The organism is Streptomyces sp. NPDC050147, from assembly GCF_040660195.1.
Classification (GTDB): Bacteria; Actinomycetota; Actinomycetes; order Streptomycetales; family Streptomycetaceae; genus Streptomyces.
On record NZ_JBFALJ010000030.1, the window covers coordinates 76,030 to 88,144 of the forward strand.

12 protein-coding genes are annotated in these 12,115 nt (G+C 65.1%); 5 read left to right on the forward strand and 7 right to left on the reverse strand.

Annotated elements, in window-relative coordinates; translation table 11 throughout:
• Entirely contained in the window at window positions 1-336 is a 336-nt protein-coding gene (locus AB0I94_RS34970; protein WP_363313771.1) for a helix-turn-helix transcriptional regulator, read from the reverse strand.
• A gap of 210 nt (window positions 337-546) precedes the next feature.
• On the opposite strand from AB0I94_RS34970, the gene AB0I94_RS34975 reads away from it, so the two are divergent.
• On the forward strand, window positions 547-2,016 hold the full coding sequence (locus AB0I94_RS34975) for an MFS transporter (RefSeq protein ID WP_363313772.1): 1,470 nt from the start codon (window positions 547-549) through the stop codon (window positions 2,014-2,016).
• Between the two features lie 504 nt (window positions 2,017-2,520).
• Here AB0I94_RS34975 and AB0I94_RS34980 read toward each other — a convergent pair.
• Genes AB0I94_RS34980 through queC form a run of 4 tightly spaced genes read right to left on the reverse strand, consistent with a single transcriptional unit; the run spans window position 2,521 to window position 4,981 of the window.
• Complete coding sequence (locus AB0I94_RS34980) at window positions 2,521-3,288, reverse strand: GTP cyclohydrolase I FolE2 (RefSeq protein WP_363313773.1); 768 nt, start codon at window positions 3,286-3,288, stop codon at window positions 2,521-2,523.
• Between the two features lie 2 nt (window positions 3,289-3,290).
• The gene (queD, locus tag AB0I94_RS34985) at window positions 3,291-3,647 is read right to left on the reverse strand and encodes a 6-carboxytetrahydropterin synthase QueD (RefSeq protein ID WP_363313774.1); all 357 of its coding nucleotides are present in this window, start codon (window positions 3,645-3,647) and stop codon (window positions 3,291-3,293) included.
• Window positions 3,648-4,283, reverse strand: a complete 636-nt coding sequence (gene queE / locus AB0I94_RS34990) for a 7-carboxy-7-deazaguanine synthase (RefSeq protein WP_363313775.1) — start codon at window positions 4,281-4,283, stop codon at window positions 3,648-3,650.
• Window positions 4,284-4,285: 2 nt separating this feature from the next.
• Window positions 4,286-4,981 (reverse strand): 7-cyano-7-deazaguanine synthase QueC, encoded by a 696-nt coding sequence (queC, locus tag AB0I94_RS34995; RefSeq protein ID WP_363313776.1) that lies wholly within the window; start codon window positions 4,979-4,981, stop codon window positions 4,286-4,288.
• Between the two features lie 109 nt (window positions 4,982-5,090).
• On the opposite strand from queC, the gene AB0I94_RS35000 reads away from it, so the two are divergent.
• The 4 genes from AB0I94_RS35000 to dbpB (AB0I94_RS35015) are packed head-to-tail and all read left to right on the forward strand — an operon-like array spanning window position 5,091 to window position 9,506.
• A complete protein-coding gene (locus AB0I94_RS35000) occupies window positions 5,091-6,005 on the forward strand; it encodes a hypothetical protein (RefSeq protein ID WP_363313777.1) in 915 nt (304 codons plus the stop codon).
• A complete protein-coding gene (dbpB, locus tag AB0I94_RS35005; protein ID WP_363313778.1) occupies window positions 6,002-7,144 on the forward strand; it encodes a DGQHR domain-containing protein DpdB in 1,143 nt (380 codons plus the stop codon). The genes AB0I94_RS35000 and dbpB (AB0I94_RS35005) overlap by 4 nt, the downstream gene beginning before the upstream one ends.
• On the forward strand, window positions 7,141-8,364 hold the full coding sequence (gene dpdA / locus AB0I94_RS35010; RefSeq protein WP_363313779.1) for a tRNA-guanine transglycosylase DpdA: 1,224 nt from the start codon (window positions 7,141-7,143) through the stop codon (window positions 8,362-8,364). Before dbpB (AB0I94_RS35005) ends, dpdA begins: the two co-directional genes overlap by 4 nt.
• A gap of 47 nt (window positions 8,365-8,411) precedes the next feature.
• Window positions 8,412-9,506: a DGQHR domain-containing protein DpdB gene (gene dbpB / locus AB0I94_RS35015; protein WP_363313780.1), complete on the forward strand. Its 1,095-nt coding sequence runs from the start codon at window positions 8,412-8,414 to the stop codon at window positions 9,504-9,506.
• Window positions 9,507-9,569: 63 nt separating this feature from the next.
• Here dbpB (AB0I94_RS35015) and dpdD read toward each other — a convergent pair whose 3' ends face one another.
• Complete coding sequence (gene dpdD / locus AB0I94_RS35020) at window positions 9,570-11,606, reverse strand: protein DpdD (RefSeq protein WP_363313781.1); 2,037 nt, start codon at window positions 11,604-11,606, stop codon at window positions 9,570-9,572.
• Window positions 11,603-12,100: a phospholipase D-like domain-containing protein DpdK gene (gene dpdK / locus AB0I94_RS35025; RefSeq protein WP_363313782.1), complete on the reverse strand. Its 498-nt coding sequence runs from the start codon at window positions 12,098-12,100 to the stop codon at window positions 11,603-11,605. Before dpdK ends, dpdD begins: the two co-directional genes overlap by 4 nt.
• Between the last annotated feature and the right edge of the window lie 15 nt (window positions 12,101-12,115).

Sequence of the window (12,115 nt, forward strand, 5' to 3'; positions counted from 1 at the left end):
CTACGGGAGCTTGGTGCCTTGGTCGGATTCGGCGTCGAGCCGGGCGCCTTCGAGGATGGCGTCGAGCAGGCCCGGATAGCGGGTGTCGAGGTCCTCGCGTCGCAGGGACAGCAGGTTCTCTCTGCCCGAGGGGCGCTGCCAGATGACGCCGCTGTCGCGCAGGACGCGCCAGTGGTGGGTCATGGTCGACTTCGATACGCCGTCCAGGATGCTGCCGCAGTTGTGTTCCCCCCCGTCGTTCAGGACGCGGACAACGGTCAGCCGCATGGGGTGACCCAGTGCGGAGAGGACGGCCTCAATCCGGATCTGATCGCGATCGGGGTGACGGGAGATCATTGTCCAACTGTACCGCGACAATCGTTGAATCTGACTCTTTGGGCCACTGCATCGCCCCAAGTAGCCGGTGTGTAGGGGAAGTTCCCGCGACTTGGCAAAGTCGCGTCGGGAGGCAGTGGCCTCGTTGCAAACACTCCGACTGTACGTAAGGATACGAACAATCGTACTCGCCGGGCTGCCCGCCCATGACCGAAGAGGGGCTGACCTTTCATGTCCGCTTCACCCACACTGCCGACAGGCGCACCCGCCTCGGGGCCGCAACGTCTGGGCTGGAGTCTGGCGCTACTGGCCCTGGCGCAGCTGATCTTCTCCCTCGACCTGAACATCGTCTTCGTCGCGCTGCCCGACATCGGCGCGGACCTCGGGTTCCCGGGACAGACCCAGCAGCTGGTGGTCAGCGCCTACGTCGTTCTCGCGGGCGGCTTCCTGCTGCTGGGCGGGCGCGCAGCAGACCTCTTCGGCCGCCGTCGGGTCTTCATCCTCGCCCTGACCATCTACGCCGTCTCGTCCCTGGCCGGCGGACTGGCGGAGAGCCCGGCCGTCATCATCGCCGCGCGCGCCGTTCAGGGCATCGGCGGTGCGCTGCTGCTGCCCTCGACCCTCTCCCTGATCAACACACTGTTCGAGGAGGGCCCCAAGCGCAACAAGGCACTCGCGGTCTGGGGCGGTGCCGGAGCCAGCGGCTTGACCGTCGGCGCGCTCCTCGGCGGCATCCTCACCGAGAGCTTCGGCTGGCCGGCCGTCTTCTACGTGAACGTGCCGCTGGCCGGCGCCGTAGCCCTGGCCGCGCTCGTCGTCATCCCGCGCGACGCGCAGCGCACCGAGAAGCGCAAGTTCGACCTGCCCGGCGCGCTGACCGCCACCGGCGGATCCACTCTCCTGGTCTTCGCCCTGGTCGAGGGCCCCGAGATGGGATGGACCTCGGCGACGGTGATCGCCGCCTTCGCTGCCGCCGTGGTTCTCCTGGTCGCCTTCGCGGGCATCGAGGCGCGCAGCAAGGACCCGCTCATGCCCTTCCGCCTCTTCCGGAACCGCAACCTGAGCGTCGGCATGACGGTGACCTTCCTCTACATGGCCACCTTCGGCACCCTGCCGTACTTCCTGACAGTCCTGATGCAGAACGTGCACGGCTACAGCGCCCTGCAGACCGGTCTGGCGTTCCTCGTCCCCTCGGTCGCCATCGCCACCGGCACCCAACTCGGTGAGCGTCTGACCACCCGCCTGGGCACCCGCACCACCCTGATCGCGGGCTTCATCCTCGGCGCCGTCGGCACCGCCATCCTGGCTCTGGGCTTCGACTCCGATGCCACCTACCTCACGGCACTGCCGGGCCTGATCCTCTCCGGAGTAGGCCAAGGCATCGTCTGGACCGGCATGTGGATCGCCGCCTCCACCGGCGTCGCCCCCAACGAGCAGGGCATCGCCAACGGCATGGCCTCCACCACCCTCAACATCGGCAACGCCATCGGCCTGGCCATCCTGACCGTCATCGCCGACGCCGGCACCGGCGGCAAGGCAGGCGAAGCCCTGAAGGAAGCCACCGCGGACGGAGAGTTCCTCGTCGTCCTGCTCACCGCGGCGGGCATGCTCCTGGGCCTCCTCATCACACTGAGCCTGCCACGCAAGACCGCCACCCCCACCCAGACCGCCGCAGAGGACCCCGTCCTCTCGGCGCGGTGAGCAGGTAACCAGCAGATCCGTGCCGGTCATCCCCCGCACGGCACGGATCCGACCCCGCTCACCATGCTGCTCCCCGGGACCTCTGCGTCCCGAGGAGCAGCACTTTCGTACATCCCACGCGATGCTCTCCGAGAGGACCAAGACCGTCGTGCGCCGTCATATCACCCCAGGCGAGACGGTCCCGCTGTATCCCCGAGGCGGTTGCATTCGCCGGGCACCGCAACTTCGACATCGACGTTCTGGTTGCCTACGTTCCCCATGCAAAGAGCGAGCCGAGCGGCAGGACCCATCATCGGCGATCATGCGCTGGCGGTTCGATCCTTCGAGTTGGCCACCTTCGGGCGACAACTCCGCGGCACATTTGGGAGTTGCACTGCGGATGGACAGTCCCTTGTACCGGTAGTTCGTGAACGTAGGCGCGCACGAAACTGGCCCGTCCTCCGCGTGATGCGCAGAGGACGGGCCAGAGTGCCAAGGGGATCGTTTTTCCGCTAGCCGCGGAGACTAGCCAGCGATGTAGGCGATGGCGTCGTGACTGTGGATGCTCTCCAGGTTGCGGATATGCACGGCATGCCGAAGGCCCCGATCGCGACAGGCGACGCTGACCGTACGGGCCATGTCCTCGACGAACACGGGGTTGTCGTACGCCTGCATGGTCAGGACACGTTCATCGGCGCGCTTCACCAACGGCACGACCGGCGCTGAAGCGGAGGACGACAGCAACCGCACGGCGCTTTGAACCGACAGAGGGTACGGAGTGTCGCCTTGGCCGGTCACCGTGAGGGTGACCTGGCTGCGCTGATTGTGCGCACCATAGTCGGAGATGGCCTTCGAGCACGGGCAGAGGCTTGTCACCTCCGCGGTGACGGATGTCTTAACCGTCACGTCGCCATTGTCCCACCGTCCTTCGACGCGGATGTCGTGGACCTGCTTCGATTCACGACCGCTCGCTGGGGCAACCACAGTTGTGCTGACGGGCATCGCCATCCCTACGGTGATGGCGGGCGCATCCAAAAGATCCGCACCAGTCTTTAGGACACTCGGCAACTGCCGAGGGTCGAACCTCTGCAAGTGCTCGTGCACAAGAGCAACCATGCGGCTCATGTGCGTGCCACGCCGGTCGTGCTGCAGGCGCACCGTCACCTCGAAGTCCGCGATGCCCTCCTGGCGGAGGTCGCCATCTTCAAAGCTCACGGGGTAGCGGACACCGTCGATACCGACCCTGTCGAGTTCGATACCTCGAGTGTCGGTCTCGTTTTGGATGTCGTGCATGCTCACTGGCCCCGGTACGTGCAGCCCGACGTGCACGTTTCGCGAACCGTCAGAGCCGAGAGCCCCGGCAAGTTGGGCTGGAGGCGCTCCCAGATCCAGCGGGCCAGGATTTCGCTGGTCGGGTTCTCCAGGCCCTCGATGTCGTTCAGGTAGTAGTGGTCAAGCTGTGCCTCGATCGGCTTGAACGTCCGCTTGAGGTCGCCGAAGTCCATGACCCAGCCAGCCTCGGGGGCAACTGGCGCCTCGACGTGCACGATCACCTTGTAGGAGTGGCCGTGCAGCCGGGAGCACTTGTGGCCCTCCGGGACGTTGGGCAGACGGTGTGCCGCTTCGAACGTGAACTCGCGAAAGATTTCCATTTACTGAATTCCCAGATACTTGTGCGTCTGGAGAGAGAGGATCCAGCGCGGGTTCTTCATGCAGTAGTCGACAACTGCACGGGTGTTGGCCTCCAAGTCGGGGCCGTCCATTGCTTGAAGGCGGAAGAAACTGAAGTCCAACCCCTCGAACTGGGCAGGGTCTCCGCCCGGTTGGGGGTAGACCAGCTTCAACTCGTCGCCCTTGGTGACCACGAGTTCGGAGCCGATCTTAGGGCTTACGCACAGCCAGTCGATTCCCGACGGTGGTACGCGTGTGCCGTTCGTCTCGACAGCAACCTCAAAGCCCCTGGCATGGAGGGCCTCGATGGCCGCTTCGTCCAGCTGAAGGAGCGGCTCGCCTCCCGTGCACACGACGAAGCGATACTCGGTGGACTCCGAAGGCCAGGCCTTTTCAACGGCTTCAGCGAGATCCTCGGGCGTGGCGAATCGGCCGCCGCCTTCGCCGTCGGTGCCTACGAAGTCGGTGTCGCAGAACTGGCAGATGGCGCGGTGGCGGTCTTTCTCCAGCCCCGTCCACAAGTTGCAGCGTGAGAAGCGGCAGAAGACGGCCGGGCGGCCTGCATGGCTGCCTTCGCCTTGGAGGGTGTAGAAGATTTCCTTGACCAGATAGGTCATTTTCAGGCGTCCTGGTACTGCACGGGGTCGGTGGAACCTGCCTCGGCGAAGCCCTTCAGGCGCAGCAGGCAGGTCTCGCAGTGACCGCAGGCACGTCCCTGTTCGTCGGGGTCGTAGCAGCTGGAGGTGAGGGAGTAATCCACTCCCAGGCGCAGGCCCTCGCGCACGATGTCTGCCTTCGACATTTCCATGAGCGGCGAGTGGATCTTGAGCTGCTGAGTTCCCTCGACGCCGGCGCGGGTCGCCAGGTTGGCCATCTTCGCGTAGGCGTCGATGTACTCGGGGCGGCAGTCCGGGTAGCCGCTGTAGTCGACGGCAGTCACGCCGGTGAAGATGTCACTGGCGTTGACGGTTTCGGCGTACGCCAGGGCGAACGAGAGGAAGATCGTGTTGCGTGCCGGTACGTAAGTGATCGGCACGCCGCCTTCCTCGGTGTGGTCCAGGGAGTCGTGCTTGGGCACATCGATGTCGGAGGTCAGCGCGGATCCGCCGAAAACTCGCAGGTCAATGTCTGCAATGACGTGCCGGGCAGCGCCCTGGGCCTCGACGACGCGCTTGGCGGCCTCGAGTTCCACGCTGTGGCGCTGGCCGTAGCGGAAGCTGAGGGCGTATGGCGTGTAGCCCTGGTCCTTCGCGATGGCCAGAACCGTGGTCGAGTCCAGACCGCCACTCAGCAGAACGATCGCAGGACGTCCCATGCCTTACTCCCTAGTTAGACCGTTGTGTACGTGTGCAGCCTAGCGTGACAACTGACAGGTAGAGTAACCGCCATCAAGTACGAGTTATGAGTGTCGGGAGTCGAGCCGCGTGGGGCAACTATCACTGGTGGTTACGTGCACTGACCGCAAGGTCGGTAGCCCGGACGCGGCGCTGTGCGCCAGAAACCTGCCGGCAGGCAGTGTGAAACAACGCTCCGACAACTGGCAGAAGCGCATGCAGGGCGCGACCGCGCGCGGCGGGTCTTCCCTGCCCGTGCTCGCAGATCTCTACCGTGGTGATCACTGGACGCGGTCGCGCAGACTGGTGACGGCGGCCTCGGCTGCGGGCTACCAGGCGCAGCTGTGGGTGGCGTCGGCCGGGCTGGGCCTGCAGCAGGTGGAGCCGCAGACGTACAGGGCGCCTGCTTATGCGGCAACGTTCAGTACCCGGCACGCCGACTCGGTCGCCACCTCTACCGCGGAAAACGCCCAGTGGTGGGGACACCTGCAAGCGGGAACCGGTCAAGCCACGCTGCAGGAGCTCGGCCGGCGCGGGCCGGTACTCATGGTCTTGTCCGAGGTCTACGCGGGCGCCATGGAAGAAGAACTTCTCTCCCTTGGGAAACTCGGGGGCGAGTCGCTGCTCATCGGCGGCGTGCGTGAAATTCCCGGCGTGCACCGTGTGCGCTCCGACGCCGGGCTGAGCCGGGCGCTGGGGGGCACCTTGACGAGCCTGAACGTGCGCATGGCTGCGTCGTGGCTCGAGCACTCCATGGGCAGCACGCTCACCGCACCGGCAACGCAGAAGGCCTGGAACGAGTGGGCCGCAGCCACCACGAAGCCAGTGCAGTTCAACCGAGAGCCCATGTCGGATGAAGACGTGATCGTCTTCATCAAGAACGAGACGACGAAGCTGCCGGGCATTTCCCGAACCCGGCTGCTGCGGGCTTTGCGCGACAGCGGCCGGGCCTGCGAGCAGAGCAGGTTTGCCAATCTCTACAAGAGGACCATGGGGGAGCGGTGACCGAAGACGTCATCAGACGCAGGGCCCTGCGGATCGAGCAGAATCCGGGCATCCCGCTGTACGTGTTCGCGCTCGAGGCGGGAGAGATCGACCGGGTGGCCGATGTCGCGCGGATCTCCCGGGACGAGGCGGGCCGGCTGTTTGGCTACCAGCGGCCGGAGAAGAAGCAGCACGTAAAGCAGATCCTGGAGTACCTCGACAGCGAGAACGTGCTGTTTCCCAACGGCCTCATTCTTGCCCTTCCCACCTCGGTGCGGTTCCGCGGGAGCCGCGGACCGAACAGCACGGATGGCCTGTCAACGATCGGGACGCTGGAGATTTCCCTGCCGGAGTCGCCCACTGCGCCCCGGCCTGCGTTCATCGTGGACGGACAGCAGCGGAGCCTTGCGCTGGCGCGTACGCGAAGGTCCAAACTGCCCGTCATGGTGGCCGGTTTTGTCGCCGAGGACATTGAGGTGCAGCGGGATCAGTTCCTGCGCGTCAACACGGTATCGCCGCTGCCCGGCAACCTGGTGACGGAACTGCTGCCCGAGGTGCACACCAAGCTTCCCACGAAGCTGTCTGCGAAGAAGCTTCCTTCCGTTTTGGTGAATGCCCTTAACCAGGACGCCGATTCTCCCTTCAAGGGGCTGATCAAGCAGGCGTCGACCACCACGGACAAGCGATCCAGCGCGGTGGTGAAGGACAACAGTCTGATCTCGGCTATTGAGGAATCCCTGAAGCCCTCAGGCGCCCTGTTCCCGTACAAGAACCTGTCGAATGGGACAGTCGATACCGCGACAATCCGCAGTATCCTCATCACCTACTGGAGCGCGGTGCGGGACACCTTCCCCGACGCCTGGGGCCAGGCACCGACCAAAAGCCGCCTCATGCACGGTGTGGGCATCCGCTCGATGGGGCGGCTCATGGACCGAGTCATGGACCGGGTGCTGGCTGTCGCGGAGCCCGGCTCACCGGAGGCCTACGAGAGGGCCAAGGCCGAGTTGGAGCTCATCGCTCCCCACTGCCGATGGACCAAGGGGCGCTGGCCGGAACTCAACACCCCTTGGGACGAGTTGCAGAACACGCCGCGCCATATCAGTACCCTTTCGAACCTTTTGATTCGTATCTACTTCCAGTCGAGGAACAGCGCGTCGTGAAGTTCTATTTTCCGGACAGCCAGGATCAAGTCAGCCCGAGTTACGACTTTCTCAACGACGAATACTCTGTCTTTCGCGTCCGGCAGCGCGATGACCGCTACGCGCACCAGGTGGTCTCTCCCGCCCCGTATAAGGGCATACTGGTCAGCAAGGCCATCGTCGACGGCTCCGTCAAGGGTGCGGGAAAGTACACCGCCCCCCAGCGGCAGCGGCTCTACCGCCTCGGCGTCCGCAACTTTTTCAGGCTTCCCGACGAGATGGACAGTCTCGGGGACTGCGGCGCATTCAACTATATTGACGAGAAAATCCCGCCGTATTCAGTCGAAGAAGTTCTCGACTTTTATGAAGGGTGTCAGTTCGACGAAGGCGTGAGCATCGACCATGTGATCTTCGGCTACAAGCCAGAGGCCACCGATGCCGAAGTCGATCCGGCGTGGGCTGAGCGCCGGCGTATCTCGCTCAAGCTCGCCGAGGACTTCATGGCGGGCATCACGGCCCGCAAGAGCAAGGTCATCCCCCTCGGGGCCGCGCAGGGGTGGAGCCCGGCCAGTTATGCCGACAGCGTGGCCCAACTCCAGGACATGGGGTACAAGCGCATCGCCCTGGGCGGCATGGTCCCCCTCAAGACGCACGAGATCATTGCCTGCCTCGACAAGATCGAAGAGATCCGCGACAAGGACAACACCAAACTGCACCTGCTGGGCATCACCCGCATCGGCAGCATGGAAGAGTTCTCCCAACGCGGAGTCTCCAGCTTCGACAGCACCTCTGCCTTCCGGCAGGCCTTCATGGACGAGCGCAACAACTTCCACACCGCTGAACGCTCCTACGCGGCCGTCCGGGTCCCTCAGGTCGACGGGAACCCGACGCTCAAGAGGCAGATCCTAGCGGGAGTGGTCTCGCAGTCGGCCGCCATCACCGCTGAGCGGGAATGTCTGCACGCGCTCCGTGCGTACGGCAAGGAGCAGGTGGGGCTGGCCGAGGCCATGGCAGCATTGAAGACGTATTTGACTCTCGTAGATGAGAAAAAATGGGATAAGTACCACGAGAAGTACGAGGAAACCCTGGACGCGCGGCCCTGGAAGCACTGCTCCTGCCTCCTCTGCGAGGACCTGGGCGTTGAGATCGTGATCTTCCGAGGCACCGAACGAAACAAGCGCCGCGGATTTCACAACATGACCATCCTTCAGGCGAAGATGAGTCAACTCGACTTCGCGTGAACACTTGAACTGCCCAATGTCTACGAATTGCCCACCTAGGAGATGATGTGGCCGACCGATACACGTTGCGACTCCCTGCCCTGCAAGTGAATCAAGGCGACAAGCAGATCTACTGCTTCGCGGTCGACGGCAAGAAGCTGCACGACTTCACCGCCGTTTCACGCATTCGCCGCGATGACGACAAGCAACTGCAGGGATACCAGCGGCCGGAGGCCCTCAGCCACATCCGGGCGATCCGCCGCTACCTTGAGTCGGACGGGGCGATGCTGCCCAACGCCCTGGTCCTTGCCTTCGATGACCGCGTGGAGTTCGTGCCGGGCCGCCCGACCAAGGGCATCGACTACGCAGTCCCGGGCGAGCTGATCATCCCTGTCGACGAGTCGCTTTCCGAGCACGAAAAGCCGGCCTGGCTGGTGGACGGCCAGCAGCGCAGTGCTGCCATCAGAGATGCCGACCTCGCGGAGTTCCCCGTCGCGGCGGTGGGGTTCATCGCCTCCCAGGAAGAGCAGCGCTCGCAGTTCATCCTGGTCAACTCGACCAAGCCGCTCCCCAAGGGCCTGGTGTATGAACTGCTGCCCGAGACCACCGGGCAACTGCCGCGCTCGTACGCGCGCCGCCAACTCGCCGCGAAGATCATGGTCATGTTGAACATGGGGGAGGGCCCCTTCAGCGGCAGGATCAGCAGCCCTACCTCGCCCTCCGGCAACATCAAGGACAACAGCGTGCTGAAGATGCTGGAACACAGCATCTACGAAGGCGCCTTGTACCAGTACCGCAACTCCGAGGACGGCACCGGCGACGAAGAGGCGATGCTGGCGCATCTGCTGTCGTTCTGGACTCCGGTGGCGAACATGTTCGAGGACGCCTGGGGCAAGCCCCCCAAGGAGTCGCGGCTGACCCACGGCGTGGGCATCCAGGCCATGGGCTTCGTCATGGACCGGCTCACGGCCGATGTCCGCTACGACAAGGTCAACTGGGACAAGGTCCGCACCACCCTGCGCGGCCTGGAAGGCAACGTGGCCTGGACGTCGGGCACCTGGACGTTCGCCGATGGCCAGGAACGCCGCTGGAACAGCCTCCAGAACACGGCCAGCGACGTGCGGCTGCTCAGCAGCCACCTGCAGGCCCGCGTCGGCCAGTAAGCCACACTGCTGTGCTGACGCTCCGGTGGCCTCCCTCAACAGATCAGGGAGGCCACCGGAGCGTCAGCGACCTCCTGCAGCGGAGCGCAGACCGGTCACCGCGGCGCGCAGCAAGGATGCCGAGCCGCTGCCGTCTGCATAGAGGATGTGCTGGGTACGGGCGTGTTGCATGATGAAGCCGGTGGCGGCGTGCTTTGCGCAGCGCGTCGCGATGACGACCAGGTCCGCGGAGCGAGCCTTTTGCCGGAGTTGGGCACTGCCGACGTGATCGCTGGCTCTGGCGGTGTCCACGGCAGGGGCGAGTAGCTTGATCTCCTCGGCGCAGCGTGCGAGCACGGCTTCATCCAGGGAATACAGCAGCACCTTCAGGGGCGGACTATCAGCGAGCGCCGACTCTTGGTCGCTGTCGGAGACCGCCCGGTCCTGCCAAGAGAACGGGACGCCCAGTTCTCCTGAAAGACGCCTGGCGAACGCCAAGTCCGCTTCGTTGAGCCGACCTTGATGGCGCCACAGCGGCTCCAGCAGGTCATAGGCGAGCCTGGTGCGAGCCAGCTGGTCTGGGCAGGCGGCCAGGAACAGGCGATCGACGAAGTCCAGCGCAACTGCTGCCCGTTCGGGGGAGACCCACCGACTGCGATAGGCGCCGATCTCCTCGAGTATTTCGGCGTAGGTCTGTGCAGAGGGGGCGGCGCGCAGTGCGATCTCCGCGAGTGCTTGCAGCACGGCGAGGTCGCCTGGGCCGAACCGGTCGAAGGTGACCGCGTTGCGGATGAACGCGTGGGCCGTCAGGCCCGCGGGGGTCGCATATCCGACGGCTTCGATGAAGGCTCCCACCGCCCGCCAGGCCTCTTCGGCGGCTTGATTCCCCAGTCCGTCCAGCAGGTCGGCGAGGACAGCATCATGAGCTGCTGGCGGGGGCCATGCGGTCCAACTGCGTTCTTCCACAGCCAAGGTGCCCTCGCGGCTACCAGCAGCTACCGCAGCGAGGAAGGCCGGCCACGTGTCGATGGCCTGCCCTGTTTGCGGCGCGTCGCCTTCAGCAATCTGTGCTTCGCGATCTGTGTCGGCAGGAGGCGCTTGCGCTGCATCGCCTCCAGCCAGGACCCGCTGAGCGCTCTCCCACAGCAGCGGGGGCAACTGGTCGATGCGGGCGTCGCTCTGCACAAACGTCACGACACGTTGCAGGGCTGGCAGATCCTCAAGGACGGTGGCCGCCATCAGGAGCACGGAGAGGGCAGGTGTGCCCAGTTTGTCCGCAGCGGTACCCAGCAGGGCAGGAACGAAGCGGCCCCGTTCTTCGAGTCGCGCTTGCGCGGTGGGGAGATCGCCCTCTGCCAGCGGTTGCTCCAGCGCCGCGTACACGGCGTTCAAGATTGCTTCCTTGACCGGCAGGGGAGGGTCTTGCCGGATGGCATCGGCCAGTTCGGGGAGTTGGAGGATCTCCTCGCTGCGGCCCAGACGATCAAGCTGTTTGATCCTCAAGTTGGCGAGGTTGGCCGCCGTGACGCCACCGGCTGCCGCCAGATGGTCAAGGATTACGCTCGAGGCGGCCTCGGCGCCCGCGGACAGGGACGCGTCGAACTCGGCGAGGAGCCGACCGATCGGCTTGGCCACTCGCCACATGCGGGGAGGGCGACGTGCCTGGGTCCGTTGCATCAACTCCAATGCCTGGGCCAGGTTTCGGCGGTGCTCGAGGGTGCGCCCCGTCTCCAGACGGAACGTGGTCCGCTCGCCGGCGTAGTCGCGGATGGCCTGCTCGACGGGGTCGGCAGGGTCCAGCCAGACGGGCTGGATGCCGACCTGCTCGTCATAGGTGATGTAGGTGGGGCCGGCGAAGGCCCGGATCAACTCGGCGGTCTTGGCCCGTTCCCTGGGTTCCCGTGCGATGACATAGACAACGAAGCGATCACGGTCCGTATAGGCGCGCGGGAGCACGGCCGGGGCGTCGTCGCCGCGGCGAAGGGCCTCGACGAACGGCAGGGTGCGGTCCTTGAAGCGGTAGTCCGGATCGAGGTCGGGCCAGACGCCGTTTCCTGCGCCGAAGAAGCGTTGCAGGAACGCTTCGAGGTCCTCTTGCTGCTCAGGCTGGGTCTGCGTCACGAGCCACTCCTCCACCGCTGTGCCAGGTCCAGCCGCGCCTGGCCGGCATCCGGCCCGCCCACCTTGTAGGTGACCAGTTCGTCATTCTTGGCCATGCCGCGCACCGTGTAGTTCATTGACCCGGTGAGGATCCACTCCTGCCCGCACAGGGTCTTCTCGTGGACGTCGGGGTCGCGCTGGATGTGCACGCGCTCCACGCCGGGCGCGCTGATCCGCCGCAGGAAGGCATCGTTGTGCGGGTCCGGGCGCGTGATCACGTGCACGCGGGCGCCGGCGCCGGCGATGCGCAGGAGGGTGTCAGACAGCCGCCACCCGCTGGGCGGGACGTCGCCGAAGAAGGCGTCGTAGGTGCCGTGGCTGTTGTCGATGACCTCAATGTCGGTGATCCACGGCGAGACCAGCCACAGGTCGTTGCTCGGGTTGAGTATCTCGGCCATCAGCGCAGCGGACAGGGTCGAGTCGATGCGCAGCCCTGTGCGGGCGCTGGTGCGCACGGTTCTGGTCAGATC